The sequence below is a fragment of the Meiothermus cerbereus DSM 11376 genome (genome assembly GCF_000620065.1).
Lineage (GTDB): Bacteria > Deinococcota > Deinococci > Deinococcales > Thermaceae > Meiothermus > Meiothermus cerbereus.
On the sequence record NZ_JHVI01000016.1, the window covers coordinates 1 to 16201 of the forward strand.

The 16201-nt window shown below is 62.1% G+C and carries 14 protein-coding genes and 1 tRNA gene; 2 read left to right on the plus strand and 13 right to left on the minus strand.

Features of this window, described 5'->3' with window-relative positions; genetic code table 11:
- Nucleotide 1 precedes the first annotated feature (1 nt).
- A tRNA-Gly gene (locus tag Q355_RS0107295) sits at nt 2-77 on the plus strand.
- A gap of 449 nt (nt 78-526) precedes the next feature.
- Here the strand turns inward: Q355_RS0107295 and Q355_RS0107300 are convergent.
- Nucleotides 527-1048 carry an HNH endonuclease gene (locus Q355_RS0107300; protein ID WP_027877193.1) on the minus strand — a complete coding sequence of 174 codons (522 nt, stop codon included), beginning with the start codon at nt 1046-1048 and terminating at the stop codon, nt 527-529.
- Between the two features lie 410 nt (nt 1049-1458).
- Between Q355_RS0107300 and hslO the strand changes: the two genes are divergently transcribed.
- The gene (gene hslO / locus Q355_RS0107305; protein ID WP_027877194.1) at nt 1459-2385 is read left to right on the plus strand and encodes an Hsp33 family molecular chaperone HslO; all 927 of its coding nucleotides are present in this window, start codon (nt 1459-1461) and stop codon (nt 2383-2385) included.
- 34 nt (nt 2386-2419) lie between these two features.
- On the opposite strand, the gene galK is transcribed toward hslO, so the two are convergent.
- The 12 genes from galK to Q355_RS0107365 all read right to left on the minus strand — a co-directional run bounded on the left by galK (nt 2420) and on the right by Q355_RS0107365 (nt 16137).
- On the minus strand, nt 2420-3463 hold the full coding sequence (gene galK, locus Q355_RS0107310; protein ID WP_036258953.1) for a galactokinase: 1044 nt from the start codon (nt 3461-3463) through the stop codon (nt 2420-2422).
- A 45-nt stretch (nt 3464-3508) separates the two neighbouring features.
- Nucleotides 3509-4513 carry a M24 family metallopeptidase gene (locus Q355_RS0107315; protein WP_027877196.1) on the minus strand — a complete coding sequence of 335 codons (1005 nt, stop codon included), beginning with the start codon at nt 4511-4513 and terminating at the stop codon, nt 3509-3511.
- A 65-nt stretch (nt 4514-4578) separates the two neighbouring features.
- Nucleotides 4579-5619 (minus strand): galactose-1-phosphate uridylyltransferase, encoded by a 1041-nt coding sequence (gene galT / locus Q355_RS0107320; protein ID WP_027877197.1) that lies wholly within the window; start codon nt 5617-5619, stop codon nt 4579-4581.
- A 93-nt stretch (nt 5620-5712) separates the two neighbouring features.
- Entirely contained in the window at nt 5713-7167 is a 1455-nt protein-coding gene (locus Q355_RS0107325; protein ID WP_027877198.1) for a glycoside hydrolase family 36 protein, read from the minus strand.
- Between the two features lie 3 nt (nt 7168-7170).
- A complete protein-coding gene (locus Q355_RS0107330; protein WP_027877199.1) occupies nt 7171-9111 on the minus strand; it encodes a beta-galactosidase in 1941 nt (646 codons plus the stop codon).
- A gap of 131 nt (nt 9112-9242) precedes the next feature.
- Nucleotides 9243-10253 carry a carbohydrate ABC transporter permease gene (locus tag Q355_RS0107335; protein WP_027877200.1) on the minus strand — a complete coding sequence of 337 codons (1011 nt, stop codon included), beginning with the start codon at nt 10251-10253 and terminating at the stop codon, nt 9243-9245.
- The gene (locus Q355_RS0107340) at nt 10250-11089 is read right to left on the minus strand and encodes a carbohydrate ABC transporter permease (RefSeq protein ID WP_027877201.1); all 840 of its coding nucleotides are present in this window, start codon (nt 11087-11089) and stop codon (nt 10250-10252) included. Before Q355_RS0107340 ends, Q355_RS0107335 begins: the two co-directional genes overlap by 4 nt.
- Nucleotides 11090-11199: 110 nt before the next feature.
- Nucleotides 11200-12492: an extracellular solute-binding protein gene (locus tag Q355_RS0107345; protein ID WP_027877202.1), complete on the minus strand. Its 1293-nt coding sequence runs from the start codon at nt 12490-12492 to the stop codon at nt 11200-11202.
- A gap of 320 nt (nt 12493-12812) precedes the next feature.
- Nucleotides 12813-13595 (minus strand): DeoR/GlpR family DNA-binding transcription regulator, encoded by a 783-nt coding sequence (locus tag Q355_RS0107350; protein WP_027877203.1) that lies wholly within the window; start codon nt 13593-13595, stop codon nt 12813-12815.
- Nucleotides 13596-13665: 70 nt separating this feature from the next.
- On the minus strand, nt 13666-15027 hold the full coding sequence (locus Q355_RS0107355; protein ID WP_027877204.1) for a sensor histidine kinase: 1362 nt from the start codon (nt 15025-15027) through the stop codon (nt 13666-13668).
- Between the two features lie 79 nt (nt 15028-15106).
- Nucleotides 15107-15781, minus strand: coding sequence for a response regulator transcription factor (locus Q355_RS0107360; protein ID WP_027877205.1), 675 nt, complete (start codon nt 15779-15781; stop codon nt 15107-15109).
- Nucleotides 15778-16137, minus strand: coding sequence for a hypothetical protein (locus tag Q355_RS0107365; protein ID WP_027877206.1), 360 nt, complete (start codon nt 16135-16137; stop codon nt 15778-15780). Before Q355_RS0107365 ends, Q355_RS0107360 begins: the two co-directional genes overlap by 4 nt.
- Nucleotides 16138-16201 lie beyond the last annotated feature (64 nt).

Genomic DNA, 16201 nt, shown 5'->3' on the forward strand with positions numbered 1-16201 from the left:
TGCGGGAATAGCTCAGTTGGTAGAGCACAACCTTGCCAAGGTTGGGGTCGCGGGTTCGAGTCCCGTTTCCCGCTCCAGCTTGCGCCAACTCATGGCGCACCGAACCCCCACTTCACCAGAGGTGGGGGTTTCTGCTTTTTTTTCGATTTCAGGAGTTGGGCTTTGTTAAATGGGAAGTATCCATCTTTCTATCTGCCCTACTTATACCGGATTCAAAAAGATAATCTTCAAACAAAAAGCGCTAAGAGGCTATCTTTTTGAATCCTAGAGCACTCCCTTCGGTCGGGTTAGTTCGTCACCGTTCGGTGACGAACTAACCGAATCTGGTATTACTCGAGCTCTGCCGGAGCTTACGTCGTGAACCAATGCCCGCTGAGCAAAAGTTGTGGACGGTACTGCGGAGCCGTCAACGGGGAAGCTGACCGAGGGGGTGGTGCAGGCCATCCTGACCAGCTAAGCCACACTTCCGCAAGGAACAAGGTACGTCTTCAGAGCGGGTCAGTGGGAGAATGGAGCAATTTTTGGGCTAGCGCTGCTGATCCACCTCGGGCAGATACGTGCGCCAGGCCTCGGGCAGGTGGGGCAAATCGGCTACCAGCAGAAGGCTGTGGCGGGGAGCGATGGGGCGGCGGGCCAGGTGCATACCGGCTTCCTCGGGGGTGCGGTTTTTCTTCTTGAGGTTGCAGGGACGGCAGGCAGTGACCAGGTTTTCCCAGATGCTGCGGCCCCCCCGGCTTTTGGGGAAGACGTGGTCTACCGTGAGGTCGCCCCCGCGTTTGCCGCAGTACTGACAGGTGTAAGCATCGCGGCGCAGGATGTTGCGGCGGTTAAGCGCAAGCCGCCCTGGAGGGCGGCGAACAAGACGTTTGAGGCGGATGATGCTGGGGATGGGGTAGGGGGTACTGGGAGTTCGCAGGTACTCGCCGCTTTCCTCGACCACCTCGGCGGTTCCATTCATAACCAGGATAATAGCACGCTTGACGCTTGCTAAACCTAGGGGCTCATAACCAGCATTGAGCACCAGAATGCGGGGGGAGTCGAGGTTCACGGTTCTTAGGATACTCGAAAATTGTCAGAGGATTCTAGAGCGACGCTTCACAATAGCTGCTCTATTGCGCCAATGGGGCGATCCCCTTCGGGACAGACCGCTGAAGCGACTGTTCACCTGTTTTCGAGTGCCCCAGCGGCAAAAAATACGTCTGGAACAGCACGTGTTATGATCGGCGTTGTGCCATTTTCTCTGAAGACCGCTCTAAAGCCTGGCCTCGGAACCGCGCTGCTAAACTTTGATTGAAGGGTAAAAGCGCCAATTTGCACCTGTGGCCCCACAGACCCTGCGGATGGAGAGCTGTTTGATCCAGCACATTTTTAATCGAGCAGCAGTTGCCCGATTGCAGAAAGTGAAACCCTGAACCAGCACTCTTTTGCACGTGGCGTGGCTGTTACAATCGAAAAGTTATGGGTCGTTTGATTCGTGGGCTGGCTGCCGAGGGAAACCTGCGGGTGCTGGCCGTAGAGACCACTGATATTACCGAAGAAGCCAGAGAACGTCACCAACTCTCGCCCACCGCTACCGCTGCGCTGGGCCGGGCCATGAGTGGGGTTTTGCTGCTGACCTTTCTGCTCTCCAAAACGCCTAAGGAGCGGGTAAGTCTCCAGTTTGTGGGCGATGGCCCCCTGGGGGGGCCGGTGGTAGAGGCTGCGCCGGATGGGTTTGTTCGGGGGTATGTCAAAAACCCTAAAGCCAACCCACCGTTACGGCCGGATGGCAAGCTTGATGTGGGGGCGGCTATTGGGCGAGGCGAGCTTAAGGTAGACCGGCTGCTGTCCAACGAGGAGCTTTACCAGTCCAGTGTGGAACTGGTGAGCGGTGAGGTGGCCGAAGACCTGGCCCGCTACCTGTGGCAGTCCGAGCAGATTCCCTCGGCGGTGTTGCTGGGGGTGCGGGTGCATGGGCAAGGCGAGGTACAGGTTGCGGGGGGTATAGCCATTCAGGTATTGCCGGGCTGCCCTGAGGAAGTGATTGAGCGGCTCGAGCAGAATCTTCAAGGCCGTTCGGGCATTACCGACCTGCTGCTGGAGAGGGGGCTCGAGGGAACCGTCGAGGCCTTGATGGAGGGCCTGGGTTACGACCCTACCGACCTGAGTGTGGTGGGGTTTCGTGAGGGGTATATCCCCCTTGTGTTCCGCTGCCGCTGTAGCCGCGAACGTGCCCTGAATGCCTTGATCTACTTCTCGCCAGAGGAGCGTGAAGAAATGATCGAGCAGGACGGGGGCGCCGAGGTGCTGTGCCACTGGTGTGCGGAGAAGTACCAGATTACCCCTGAGGAAATTCGCTCATTGCCTATGGGCGAGGGCTTTATGCCTGAGGTACCCAAAGCCTGAGGGCCTCACGGGATTATGCTTTCGGCTCTCGAGCTCAAAAAAATCGCGCCCTGGGGTAATCCTGCAAAACCCCCTGCTTGAAGGCCTCGTACCTGGAGGCTTCCACCAGGGCCACCGTCGAGCCGCCAAAACCGGCCCCGGTAAGGCGTGCTCCCACCGCTCCGTGGCGCAGCTCGGCCTCTACCAGCTGGTCGAGCTCGGGAATCGAGACTTCGTAATCGTCGCAGAGCGAGCGGTGTGAGGCCACCATTAGCTCGCCAAAGCGCTTGATATTGCCTTGCTCGAGCGCCTGTACCCCCTCCAGTACGCGCTGGTTTTCGGTCACCACGTGGCGGGCGCGCCGGTTCAGGGGTTCGGGCAGGGTCTCGAGGCGGGGGAGGTCGGCAGGGGAAAGCTCACGCAGCGACTTCACCCCCAGCAGTCGGCAGGCTTGCTCGCACTCGCTGCGGCGGGTGTTGTAGCCCGACTCGGCCAGGCGGCGCGGCACCGCCGAATCCACCACGGCCACCCGGTAGCCCTGGGGCAGGGGGGCCAGCCGGGTCTGGAGGCTCTGGGTGTCCAGGAACAGCCCATACCCCAGCCGCCCCACCGATGAGGCCATCTGATCCATGATGCCGCAGCGCACACCCACATACTCCACCTCGGCCTGCTGGGCCAGCAGGGCGATCCGCACGTCGTCCAGGGGCAGCTGGTAGAGCGCGCGCAAGGCCCGCAGCGTGGCCACCTCCAGCGCCGCTGAGCTCGAGAGCCCCCCACTCATGGGCACTTCACTGCGGATGTATGCCCGCAGACCGGGCACGGCGTAGCCATGCCGACGCAAGACCCAGACACAGCCCGCAATGTAGTCGAGCCAGTCGCCTTGCCGGGCTTCGTTCAACCCCCGGCTTTTGCGCTCCCGAAAGTTCTCGGCGTAGGCCTCGAGGCCCTCGGCAGCAGCAGCTTCGATGTGGGTCTGGTAGGGCAGGGGGGTGGGGAAGACAAACCCCCCGTTGTAGTCGGTGTGTTCGCCCAGAAGGTTTACGCGGCCAGGAGCCGAGGCGGATACGGTGGGTTCGATGCCAAAGACGTCTTTGAACATAGTCTGATCAAGATGCAGCAAGAAACGGGGTCTTGGGTTTTTCTATTAACCCTCGAGCACCATCGGGCGCGGGCGCCCGTCCACGGATGTCATGGGCCAGGCGGGGTCGAGGGTCAGGTTTTCCAGCCCTTGCTTGGTGAGCAGAAAGGTGTCCTCGACCTTGGCGCCGGGGAGGCTGGGGTTCCAGGCCAGGGCCATGCCGGGCTCGAGCTGGGTGGGGTTGCCGGGGCGGGCCAGCACCTCGCGGCTACGGTAGCCGGTCAGGCCGCCCTGGTGGTGGTTTTCGAACTCCTGGGGGTGGCCAGTGTCCTTGTAGGCGGCGCGGATCTTTTCCAGTACCTCGCCCAGCGTAGCGCCGGGCCTCGAGGCCTCGAGGGCCGCCGCCTCCACCTGGCAGACCTGCTGGTTGAGCCGCTGGGCTTCGGGGTGACCAAAGCTGCGCAGGCGGCTCAGGTTGGCAATCAGGCCGTGCCGCCGCCCGCAGACCACGCCCATGAACAACCGCCCCAGCCGCTGCTGTTTGGGAATGGGGTGGCGGTAGCGGAAGAGCCGCTCCTCACCGGCGACCAGCAAGACCAGAGGTTGGATGCCCCTGGACAGAAGTTCTTCGGCAATAGCCCCGGCCAGCTCGTGTTCGCTCCAGTCAGGATCGGCGAAGCGGAGGCTCTCGCCCAGGGCCGTGGCGGCCTCCCGACCCAGGGTGCGGTAGCGGGCCTGCTCCTCTGGCGAGAGCACCAGGCGCAAGGGGGTGAGGTCGTGCTCGAGGTCGCTGGGCCCCTCGGGGGCGGGCGGGCTGTACCAGGGATAGCGCACGACCTCGAGGCCCATTACCTCTTCGTCCAGAAGGCGTCCGGCCTCGATCTGGGAAGCGTGGAGCCGCACGCTGCCCAGGGTGACCTCGAGCCAGGCCGCAGCCGGGCGAAAGGTGACCACCGTGTTGTCGCCGCCGCCCGAAAGCCAGGCGAAGTTCTCGGGCTGCTGTACAAAAAAGCGGGCAAAACCCTGGGCTTCCATCCAGGCCCGCAGGCGGGTGAGTGCCAAATCGTTCATATCTCAGCCTATCGTTTTTTGTTACGCACGGTCATAAAAAATTCAAGGTAAGCCGAAGGTGGTGCTCAAATCGCAACCTCGCGCAGCACCCGCGCGGTCTCCTCGGGCAGGGCATCCATGGCAAAAGTACCGGCGGCAATCTCGGTTCCGGCCAGGTACTTCAACTTGTCGGCGGTGCGCAGGGCCGGGTAGAACTCCACGTGGAAATGGAAGACCTCCTCGGCGCCCTTGGGGGCGGCGTGCAGGGCCATGATGTAGGGCATGGGCTTTTGGAACAGGTTATCCAGCTTTTGCACCACCTGGCCCAGGAAGCTGGCAAAGCTCTTGGTTTCCTCCTCGGTAAAGGCCCACAGGCCGGGGCGGAACTGCTTGGGGAAGAGCAGCACCTCGTAGGGGTAACGGGCGTAGGGGGGGACGCAGGCGATGGTGTGCGCGTCTTCCAGAACCGTGTAAGGCCCCAGGTGGGGCAGCAGATTGAGTAGCACCGGGCTTTTCTGAAAGGCCTCGAGCTCCTTTAGCAGAATGGGCGGGATCCAGGGGTAGGCGTAAATTTGCCCGTGGGGGTGGTGCAACGTGACCCCCATCTGTTCGCCCCGGTTCTCGAAGGGCATCACGTACTGGATGTTGGGGCGGGCATAGAGCTCCTGGTAACGGTCGGCCCAGACCCGCACCAATAGCTCGCGCCGCTCGGGGCTGAGGGTGGCCAGGCTGCCGCTGTGTTCGGGCGTAAACACCACCACTTCGCAGTCGCCCCTGGCATCGCGGGTGGGGATGACCAGACCCTGTGGGGGCTCCCCGGCGTAGGGGGAGAGGGAGGGCCAGCGGTTCTGGAAGACGGCAATCTCGAAGTCTTCGAAGGGGATTTCGGTGGGGAAGCCGCCGGGTTTGCTGGGGGCCAGGGGGTCGTATTCCTTGGGGGGCAGGAATGTTCGCCCCTGACGGCTGGCGGCAAACACCACCCACTCATGCCTCAGGGGATGCCAGCGGGCGTGGGACTGGGCCTGAGCGGTGTTTTCGCCCTCCTCGAGCGCGGGCAGGGTGTGGGGTTTCAGGCCGTACAAATAAAGCATTCGACCATCTTTTTTCTGGTGTACGCGCTTATGCATGCTAACCTCAAATTGCTCGATGGCGTTCAGTCGGGATAAAGGGCCTGGCCTGGTAGCGGCTCCTCCTGCGGGCTGGTCTCTGCGCCAACTGCCCTAAAGCTCCAGCCAGCGGGCAAAATCCACCTCCCGCTCGCCAATCCTGAAGGTATAGGGGCCGGTTTGTGCGATGGACGGGGTGGCCTCGAGCCAGGCCTTAAGTTGTTCCCGTTCCTCGCCATCCAGCCACTCTGGGGGGTCGGAGGTGGCTTTGAAGCCCGATACCAGCCCCAGGTCCTGTAGTACCGCCCGCTGGGCAGGGCTGAGCAGGTTGTAGCGGGTACGAAAATAGGCCACATCGGGGTCGGTGTGCACCAGGGGCTTCAGCCAGAGGCGGTGCAGGCTGGTACGCAGGGCGTTGTAGGCGCTGGGGCCGGTGGGGTCGTGCAAAAATACCCGCCGGTCTTCGTTGTCCCAGTAAGGCGCCACGTCAGGCCCAATGCGTAGCCCATCCACCAGACCCAGCGAGGCGATGATGGGAGCGCCGCAGGCCAGGATGTACACCTCGTCGCCGGCAGCCTCGCGGATGATGCGCAAGGCTTCGCGGTAGGCATCCTCTCGGGCCTCCCCGGCGTGCCGGTGACCGGGTAATGCGGCAGCATACAGAAAATCCAGCTTCAAGTAGCGATAACCCCAGCCCCGCACCGTCTGGATAAGATTACGCAACCAGTTTTGTACACCGGGCAAGGTCACGTCGAGGGCGTAGAAGCCTCCCCAGTTGATGCCCGCCGGAACCAGATCGCCTTTTTCATCGCGCAAAAACCAGTCAGGGTGTTCTTTGAACAATTTGGAGCTGGGCCGGGCGATGAAAGGGGCCAGCCAGAGGCCGGGGGTCAGGCCCTGGCTCTGGGCCCGTAGCGCGATGGTGCTCATGCCCGAGGGAAACTTGTGGTTGGGCTCCCAGTCGCCCATATTTTGCTGCCAGCCGTCGTCTATCTGGAAGACCTCGAACGGCAGCCCCTGCAGACCAGCAATACTCTGGAGCATCAGGCCTTCCGAGATGTCGCTGTAGTAGCTATACCAGCTACACCATACCCTGGGCGCGGGTTGCTGGGCCCGCACCCCCAGGGTGGTGGCCAGCAGTTCGGCGTAGCGGGCCAAAACCTCTCCAGTTTCGCCGTAGGCCAAAAACCACTCTATCTCGTGCTCACCAAAGCCTTTGAGGCTCAGGCGGTCTGCCTCGATGCGGGCGCCAGGGCGCAACGCACCCAGAAAAAGCATCCGCCCGTCGTAGCCCTCGATGCCCCCCAGGCCGCTGCCGCCGTGGACGGGCGAGAGGGCATAGGCGGGGTCGTCGCATTGGGGCCGCCGCTCGGGGGGCAGGATGGGCTTGGGGTTTTCCTTGAGGCTGACCCAGGTTGCCTCGCTCCAGCTTTGCCAGCCCTGCTTGAAAAACATGGTGCGTCCGAAGGGATGGCCAATTTGCACGGTTTTGCCGCTAAGCAGGTAGCCGCCCAGGGTTTCTTCGAGCCTGCTTGCGCTTATGTGGAAGTCGTAGCCCTGAATCTGCATGGCTTACTCCTCGACCCAGATAGCCAAATCATAAGGAGCCATGGTGGGGCCACCCAGAACAAAGTGGGCATTTGCAGGCGCTGGAACCGTTTGCGGATGGTTGGCGTAGTTGAGGGCAAAGACCCAGTTGCCCCGGCGCCGGAGGCGCAAGCCTTCGGGCAAGGTTTGCGTGGTCAAACCCGCGCGCTGGGCGGCTTCGGCCAGGTAGTGCTGGAGAAACTCGCGATTTGGCCAGAAGGCCAGGTAGTGCCGGTTCTGCTGCTGGTAGATGGCCCCCTTGCCGTCGCCGAAAGAGGCCACCGGGGTCAGGCCAGACTCAACCCACTCCTTCCATACCCCCACCTGCCAGGATTGGCCCTGCCAGAGCACGGTGTCGGTCAGCCCTGGGCGCCAGCTTTCCACTCGAGTCACCTTGATGGGCAGCAGTTCCTGCAGCGTGCCTGGGGGTAACTGCGGTGGTATGCCCAGGGCCTCGGTTTTGGAGCCGGTACGGGGTCCAAAGATCAGGGTGCCAGGGGCGGTGCGGAAGGCCTCGAGGGCGGCTTCGCGCAGGATGGGCAGGCTGGGCACCACCACCAGCCGGTAGGGCTTCAGGCTGGCCCCAGGGGGCACCAGGTCCACGTCCAGCCCCAGGCGGCGCAGGGCCTGGTAAAAATGCCAGACCAGGTCGCGGTACACAAACCCCTGCCCCTGGGGCTGAATCCGGTAGACCCAGTCGGCCTCGTAGTCGAAGACCAGGGCCACCGGGGCTTTGGTGCTTGGGGACAGGGAGAGCTGGTGTAGCTCCTGGGCCACCTGCTGGGCCTCGAAAAAGCCTAGGTCGGGCTCGAGGTCGGGGCGGTTGAGCCCGGCATGAAACTGCTCCTGGGCCTGGGGAAACTGCCGCCAGCGGAAGTAGCTCACCACCTCGGCGCCGTGGGCCAGGGCTTCCCAGGTCCAAAGACGTACCATGCCGGGGGCCGGCGAGGGGTTGTGGTGGGCCCAGTTGACCGGCCCGGGCTGCTGCTCCATCACCCACCAGCGGGGCTTTACCCCACGGTAAAGGTCGTGGTGGAAGGCGGCCATGTCGGGGTGGCCGGTATGGGCGTAGCGCAGCTTCTCCTCTGTTGTGCAGGGCAGCACATCCATATCGGTGAAGCCCAGGGGATAGCTGTCCCAGCCAGCGATGTCTAGGTCCTGGGCCAGCCTGAAGTGGTCGAAGTCCGGGGTGTAGCCCATGAAGTTGTGCAGGATAAAGCGCCCAGGGGAATGCTGCCTGAGAATTTCCACCTGCATGTGGTTGAAGGCGGCTACCTGATCGGAGCTAAAGCGGTAAAAGTCGAGCCAGTGCGAGGGGTTGGCCTCGGTAACGGTCTGGTTGGGCAGGTCGATCTCGCCAAAGGAGCGGTAGGCCATGCTCCAGAACACGTTGCCCCAGGCCCGGTTGAGGGCCTCGATGCGGCCATAGCGGGCCTGTAACCACAGCCGGAAAGCCCGCAGATCCTCGGGGCCATAGCTGCGGGTGGTGTCGTGGCAGCCGTACTCGTTGTCGGTCTGCCAGCCCGCCACAAAGGGGTTCTGGCCGTAACGCTGGGCCAGCAGGGTTACGATGCGGCGGGCCTCCTCGCGGTAGACCCGGCTGCTAAAGCTGTAGTGGCGGCGCGAGCCGAATTTGCGCGGTTGTCCCTGCGCGTCATAGCCCAGAATGTCGGGGTGCTGGTCGATGAGCCACTTGGGCGGGGTAGCGGTAGGGGTGCCAAGCACCACCTTAAGCCCGGCCTGGCCCAGGGTTTCGATGGCCTCATCCAGCCACTCCCAGGTAAAGTGGCCGGGGTCGGGCTCGAGGCAGCTCCAGGCAAACTCGCCGATGCGGACGTAGGTCAGGCCCAGCGCTTTCATGCGCCGGGCATCCTCGGCCCAGCGTTCGCGGGGCCAGTGTTCGGGGTAGTAGCAGACGCCTAGCATAAGGTTTGGTATGGGGTATAGAGGGGTTTTGTGCTGGTGAGGGAGCTACCCAGGTGATACGCACAAGGCAGCAGCCCTGAACTAAAGCCCAGGTTTTGTTTTTGTGGGGTGTGCTTTGGGCGCTGCCTCATCTAGTCCTTCACCCCACCTGCGGTAATACCTGCGATAAAGTAGCGCTGCAGGAACAGGAACAGGACTAAAAAGGGCAGGGTGGTCATAACTGCCCCCACCATAATGCCCCCCCACGAGACCCGGGTGAGTCCAATCAGCGAGCCCAGCGCCACCGGTGCGGTCTGCATCTCGCGATCGGAAAGCACCAGCAAGGGCCACAGGTAGTCGTTCCAGGAGGCCAGGAAGAGAATGATGGCCAGGGCCGCCATGGCTGGGAGCACCAGCGGTACGGCCACCCGGAAGAAGATGCGAAACTCGCCGGCGCCGTCGATGCGGGCAGCTTCCAGCAGGCTCATGGGCACGCTCAGGAAGTTCTGCCGCATGTAGAATACGCCCAGGCTATTTGCCAGCGAGGGCAGAATCACCGCCCACCAGGTGTTGGTGAGCCGGAAATCGAAAGTCATGGCCTCGCGCAGGGCGGGCACCCCAAAGAAGAGGTAGGCCAGCGCTGCTACCGCGTAACCCAGCCACATTACCCGCCCCAGGGTAGGCGAGAAGCGGAGCCAGGCCAAGAGAAGCGCAATACCGCCAAACACCGCCATCCCGATCAGGATGGCCAGCAGGGTTTTGGCCTCGCGGGCCACCAGGATGAACTGCGGGATGACCACCGCAAAATAGGGGATGGTCAGGGTGGCGATTACCAGCGAGAACAAGAGCCCCTTGCCCCAGAACTGAAAACGGGCAAAAGCATACCCGGCCAGACTGGTTAAAAAGATGGAGAGCACCGTATAGATGCCAGCCACCATCACGCTATTGAAGAGGGTGCGCAAGAAGTTGGTGTCCGACTGCAGGCTTTGCAGGTTGGCGGCAAACTGGTTGCCCGGCAGGATGGGGGTAGGGGTGCTGAAGATGGCGATTTCGGGCTGGGTCGAGAAGACGAACATCAGCCAGAGTGGGGCCAGCCATAAGAGGGCCAGGGGGGTCAGGAACAGGTGCAACCAGAGGCTGCGCCACCACAATTGTCGTTTCATTGGTCCCTCCCAAAAAGCCGAAGCTGGATGATGGAGAAGACCAGTGCCAGCAGGGTAATGGCGTAGGCGATGGTGGAGGCGTAGCCGAAGTTGATGTTCTGGAAGCCCTGGCGGTAGAGGTAGACCCCCAGGGTGGTGGTAGCGGTGCCGGGGCCGCCGTTGGTGATGAGCCAGGGCTCGGTGAAGAGTTGCAGGGTTCCTATAATGGAGAGCACCAGGCAGAACAAGAGCACCGGGCGCAGGCTGGGCAGGGTGATGCGCCAGAACTGCTGCCAGGGGCTGGCCCCGTCGATCTCGGCGGCCTCGTAGATGTCTTTGGGGATGCTTTGCAGTCCGGCCAGGATGATGATGGCGTTATAGCCGGTCCAGCGCCAGGTGAGGGTGGTGATGATGACCACCATGGCGCCTACGGGGTCGAAAATCCAGTTGAGCTCGAGGCCTAAAGCGGCATTGACCGCACCGTTTTGATTAAAGAGCAGCCGGAAGACTGCCGAGTAGGCCACCGCCCCCACCACCACCGGGGCAAAAAAAGCGAAGCGAAAAAACCCCTTGGCCCGCAGCAATTGCGAGTTCAGCCCAATGGCTAGACCCGTTGCCAGAGCTAACATCAAGGGAACCTGGATGACCAGGATCAGAACCGTGTTGCGCAGGGCATCCCAGAAGGCGGCATCGCCCAGGATGCGGCCCCAGTTGATGCTAATGTCCCAGACCGGTGGGTAAACCCGGGTATTTTGAAACGAGAGCAGCAGCGATTCGATGATGGGCCAGGCCCAGAACAGGGCGAAAATCGCCAGGTAGGGAAGCAAAAAAAGGTAGGGGGTCGCGCTACGCTTCACGCGTCCTCCCGGAAAAAAAGCGCACAGATGTGTTGCATCTTATGGGATGTTCCAAAGTGATTCCGCTGTTGTAAAAGTTGGGGGTGGGACAACCCCACCCCCAAAAACCTTTAGCGTGCGATGGGTAGACCGGTGGCTTGGGAAATCTGCTGGGCAGCGGCATCGAGGGCGGCCTTGGCGCTGGGGAAGCGCCCGGCCACATAATCGGCCTGGGTCTTGACCATGATGGCCCGGGCTTCCTGGAAGAACTGGGTGCCGCGGGCTGCGGGTACGTTGCCGAGGGTGCCCAGGACAACCTGCCAGATGCGCTGGTTGCCCCAGTAGGGTTGAGGCTGGCTCACGTAAGGGTCGCGGGTAGCGGCCAGCAGCGAAGGCACCAGGCCATATTCTTTGAGCATGGTTACCTGGCCCTCGGTGGTGCCCAGGGCATAGCGAACAAAGGCCCAGGCAGCTTCTTTGTTGCGCGAGGAAGCGGGAATGGCCAGGGCTGAACCACCCAGGTTGGCCGCTCGAACACCACCGGGACGGGAGGCGGGCATTGGGTAGACACCCCACTTACCGCTCTGTTCGGGCGCATTGGAGCGGATGGTGCCTTCGTACCAGGCCCCGAACATGCTGGTGGCTACGGTACCGGCCTTGAAGGCCTGGATTTGCTCGTTCCAGCCGCCTTGCATCACAATACCAGCGTCGATAAGCTTTTTGACCGTCTCGAGGGCCGTCACACAGCCGGGCTGGTTAACCGTAACGGCACTGGCTTCGTTGTTGAAGTAGAAGCAGCTGTTCTGGTTGGCCAGCATGCGAAACCACTCGTCGTCCTGCCCGTTGGCGATGACCCCTACCTTAACCCGGTTGTTGGTGGCCGCGGCGATCTTCTTGCCCGCAGCAATAAAATCGTCCCAGGTGCGGATGGTGTTGGGGTTGACCCCGGCCTGGTTATAGATGTCGCGGCGGTAGAACATAACCACCGGGCCGGAGTCCCAGGGCATGGCAAAGACCTTGTTGCCCACGGTCAGTTCGGTCCACTTGAAGGCGGGGAACTGGTTGCGCAGGGTAGAGGCTGCCGGTTGCAGGGTGTTCATGTCGGTAAAGCAGTTGGGGAAGCGCGCCCAGAACACCTCGGCCTCGTTGTTTTCGATGGAGTACACGTCGGGCAGGTCGCCGCCGCCCGCTGCACAGCCCGCCAGCCCGCGGTCGTAGGTGGCCTGGTTGCCGATATCCAGCACCTTGACCTTAACGTTGGGGAAGAGCTTGTTGAAGCCGGGGATGTTGGCCTCGAGGGCCTTGGCGGCAATATCCCAGCTCCACACGGTAATCTCGCCGCGCAGGTTGGGGTTCCCCTGCATTTGTTGGGCCGAGGCCAGCGTGAGGGCCAGGGCCGCTCCTAAAACCAGTAGACGCTTCATGTATCCCTCCTTAGATACCAGCCTTTTGGGGGCCGCACTTCACGGCAAAACCACTTTTGGATATGCGGGAAGGTCCTTTTTTCCCCTTCAAGGTTCAAGCGGAGTCTAAGGGCTGGGCCAGAGGCTTGTCAATAGTTATGAATGCTTGCGAAAAGTTTCGAAAATAAACCCTGCGCCCTGGCGTTGCTGGCGCAGCAGCTGCCGCTGTTCCGGCCTGGGCGGGCTTCACGGGGATGCTGAGCCACAGCGCTGTGAAGCCTGGTGCGCTGGGCTACATGCAGCGGTTTTGACCTGCACCAAACAGAAATCTTCAAGTTGGATCAGGTGTGGCGGGCCACCGCCACCTCGAGCCCCCTGCTATAAAGCGCCTCGAGGTCTTCCTTTTTTGCTTTGCGGTCGGTGATGAGCAGGTCGACTGCCTCCAGCGGCCCGATGCGGGCTGCGGCCACCTGCATAATCTTGCTGTGGTCAGCCAGCACGATAATCTCGCGGGCGGCCTCCATCATGGCCCGCTTAATTTCTGCTTCTTGCAGGTTGGTGTTGGTGAAGCCTTTTTCGGGGTGTACCCCGTTGCAGCCCAGGAAAGCCTTGTCGGCGTTGATTTCGCGCAATAGCAGGGTGCCGTAGGGGTTGACCAGCGAATGCTGCAAAGGCCGCAGGGTGCCCCCGGTAACAATTACCGTAATGCCAGGGTGCGACTCCAGCAGCAAAGCGATGTTGAGGCCGCTGGTGATGACCACCACATTTTTGAGTGAGGGCGAAAGGGCTTTGGCCAGCTCGGTGGTGGTGCTGCCCACATCCAGAATGATGGTCTCGCCGTCGCGCACCAGGCTGGCGGCGTAACTGCCGATGCGCTCTTTCTCCCTGGCGTGCACCTGGCGGGTTTCCTCCAGGGGAAGCTCGAAACGCTTGGTTTCTGCGGGCACTGCCCCCCCACGGGTGCGGCGCAACAGCCCCTGTTGCTCCAGATACTCCAGGTCGGTGCGGATGGTAACGGTGGAAACGCCAAAGTGTGCAGCCAGTCTGCTGACCTCGACCCGGCCATCCCGGTGCAGCATGGCCAGGATTTCCTGGTGGCGAAAGGTGGCCTCGAGGGAGGGCATAGCGAAAGCATACGAAAGCAAACCAAAGAAAGCAAATCGAAAACGCAGTAAGAAAGGATTTCCTCGAGGTTCAGTCCTCCTCAACCAGCAGGGGCAGAAATACCGTGAAGCGGGTTTCGCCGGGCCGGCTGGCTACCCGGATTTCCCCGCCGTGGGCCTCGGCAATCTGTTTGGCAATGGCCAGCCCCAGCCCGGTGCCACCCTCGGGGCCTCGAGCGAAGCGGGTAAACAGGCGGGGCAGTACCTCCGGCGCGATGCCCGGCCCCCGGTCCACAATGGCAAAGGCGGCCCAGGGTTGTTTGGGCGGGTTCATCTCGGGGGTGGATGTGGTGCGTAGCTCGTCGGCGGATTCGTAGGGGTCGGGGGGGTTGTCGGTGGGCTCCTTGACCATCCAGACCCGCACCTGCACTTTTTCGGGCGCACCGGCGGCCCGCACTGCGTTGGCAATCAGGTTGCGGGCCAGTTGCAACAAGCGGTCGGGGTCGCCCAGCACCTCGGGAAACTCGGGGGGCATTTTGAGCACCACACCGGGGTACTCGCCTACGGCCTGGCGCAGCAGATCGCCCAGGTTGACGATGTGGGCATTAACGCTGCGCTCGGCCTCGCCCCGGGCCAGGGCCAGCAGGTCCTGCACCATGCGAACGGTATGGGCGGCAATTTTTCGGGAGCGATCGAGCATCTCGGTGTCGCCAGGGTTACGGCTGAGGCGCTCGAGGTAGCCATTGAGTGAGGTCAAGGGGGTGCGAAGCTCGTGCGAGACCTCGGCCAGAAAGGCCCGCTCGCGTGCCTGGGCCTCGCGCAGCTCGCCCAGCAGGTCGTTGACCTTCTCCACCATCACCCCCAGGTCGTCCTTGGGGCCGGTGTAGTGGATGGGCTCGAGGTTGCGGGGGCCGCGCTTGTCTACCTCCGAGGCCGCGCGGTGCAGCGGGATGAGCGAAACCTGGGCGGCCAGCACAATCAGAAGGGCCCCTATGGGAAATAAAAAAGCCATACCCTGAATCAAGGTGGTACGGACAGTGGCCGAGATGCCCTCGATGTAGCGGGTGTCCTGGCTGACCACCACCACCGCTCCGGGTATGCTCTGGTAGGCCGCCATAAAGGTTGGAGCGTAGTAGGGCTTGGCGGTGTTGCTGGCGGCTCGGATATAGTTTTTGGGTACTTTGTGGTCGAAGTCGGGGGTGGGTGCTACCAGAAGCTGTCCGCCCGTGCTGTAGAAGCTCACGCTCACCGGGCCGCTTCGGGGCAGGCTAATTTCCCCGGCCCGACCCGAGGAGTACAGTTGCGCTACCTCGTTGACGTAGCGCAATAGGGTACGCTCGACCTGCCCGTACAGGCCAAAGTTAATGCTGTAGACGGCAATGCTCAGGGTCAATACCAGTATCAGCACCCATAGGATGGTATAGGCCAGGATCAGACGGGTGCGGAAGGACATAAATATGAGCCTGGGGGAAACCTCAAGCAACAACCATCACCAGGGTTGGGCGGCCTGGGCATCGCTTTGAGGCCCAGGCCTATTCCGCTTCGCGCTGCCGCAGCGCATACCCCACCCCACGCACGGTGCGCAGATAGCCATAAGCACCGGCTTCCCGCAGCTTGGAGCGCAGGTTGGCGATGTGCACATCTACTACGTTGGAATCGCGCTCGAGCTGCCTTCCCCACAGGTGCTCCTCGATTTCCTGGCGGCTGAACACCTTGCCCGCCCGGCTTACCAGAAGCGACAGCAGCTCGAACTCCTTGGGCGACAGACGCAGCTCCTGACCCTCAAACAGCACCTGGCGTTTGGCGAGGTGCACTTCCAAACCACCCACGCTTATCTGCTCGCCGCCTTCGCGGTGGCGGAGTTGCACCTGGATGCGGGCCAGCAGTTCGGCGGGGTGAAAGGGCTTGACGATGTAGTCATCGGCCCCATCGGAGAGCAGGCTCACTTTGCGCTCTACCGCATCGGCAGCGGTCAGGACGATAATGGGCACTTCGTAGCCCGCGCGGATGCGGCGGGCCACCTCACCCCCATCCAGGTCGGGCAGGCCCAGGTCGAGAATGACCAGGTCGGGCAGCGCTTCGCGCAAACGCACCAGGCCGGCCATGCCGCCCGAGGCCCAGTCTACGGTGTAGCCAGCCTCTCCCAGCTCGAGCTGCAAGAGGTGGGCGATTTCAGGGTCGTCTTCAATCAAAAGAATGCGTTTCATCGAACCTCCGGCAAGACACGCCCATTGGGCAGATTCAAGCGATACGTACGGGTCAGAAGCTCATTAAGGCTAACACGTTCTCCCTGGATATTCAGGGCAATATCCCCCTTGGGGGTAGTAATTCCATTGTATGGCGGGCGATAGCCTCCATCCACCCGGAACAGCACCCGAACCTCGCGGTTGGCGGGTGCGGGCAGCATGCTTTGCAGAACCATATTGCGTGCTTCTACCTGCCAGACCACATACACGGTGAGCAAATCCGGGGACACCACCCGAATTTCGCTTCCCGAAGGGATAGAGGGGAGATTGGGCAGCGGCGCGAGCGCCAACACGAAGGCTAGTAGAAGACTGCGCATCGTCCCACCACTATGCAAGGCTACCTGAACAGGAGCATGGGATTCCAGTAAAAGGCATTTTAAC

What these genes read in the sequence shown, in the direction of transcription:
- hslO (WP_027877194.1), top strand. Translation starts at nt 1,459, where the DNA reads ATGGGTCGTTTGATTCGTGGGCTGGCTGCCGAGGGAAACCTGCGGGTG.
- galK (WP_036258953.1), bottom strand. Translation starts at nt 3,463, where the DNA reads ATGTTCAAAGACGTCTTTGGCATCGAACCCACCGTATCCGCCTCGGCT.
- Q355_RS0107315 (WP_027877196.1), bottom strand. Translation starts at nt 4,513, where the DNA reads ATGAACGATTTGGCACTCACCCGCCTGCGGGCCTGGATGGAAGCCCAG.
- galT (WP_027877197.1), bottom strand. Translation starts at nt 5,619, where the DNA reads ATGCATAAGCGCGTACACCAGAAAAAAGATGGTCGAATGCTTTATTTG.
- Q355_RS0107325 (WP_027877198.1), bottom strand. Translation starts at nt 7,167, where the DNA reads ATGCAGATTCAGGGCTACGACTTCCACATAAGCGCAAGCAGGCTCGAA.
- Q355_RS0107330 (WP_027877199.1), bottom strand. Translation starts at nt 9,111, where the DNA reads ATGCTAGGCGTCTGCTACTACCCCGAACACTGGCCCCGCGAACGCTGG.
- Q355_RS0107335 (WP_027877200.1), bottom strand. Translation starts at nt 10,253, where the DNA reads ATGAAACGACAATTGTGGTGGCGCAGCCTCTGGTTGCACCTGTTCCTG.
- Q355_RS0107345 (WP_027877202.1), bottom strand. Translation starts at nt 12,492, where the DNA reads ATGAAGCGTCTACTGGTTTTAGGAGCGGCCCTGGCCCTCACGCTGGCC.
- Q355_RS0107350 (WP_027877203.1), bottom strand. Translation starts at nt 13,595, where the DNA reads ATGCCCTCCCTCGAGGCCACCTTTCGCCACCAGGAAATCCTGGCCATG.
- Q355_RS0107355 (WP_027877204.1), bottom strand. Translation starts at nt 15,027, where the DNA reads ATGTCCTTCCGCACCCGTCTGATCCTGGCCTATACCATCCTATGGGTG.
- Q355_RS0107360 (WP_027877205.1), bottom strand. Translation starts at nt 15,781, where the DNA reads ATGAAACGCATTCTTTTGATTGAAGACGACCCTGAAATCGCCCACCTC.
- Q355_RS0107365 (WP_027877206.1), bottom strand. Translation starts at nt 16,137, where the DNA reads ATGCGCAGTCTTCTACTAGCCTTCGTGTTGGCGCTCGCGCCGCTGCCC.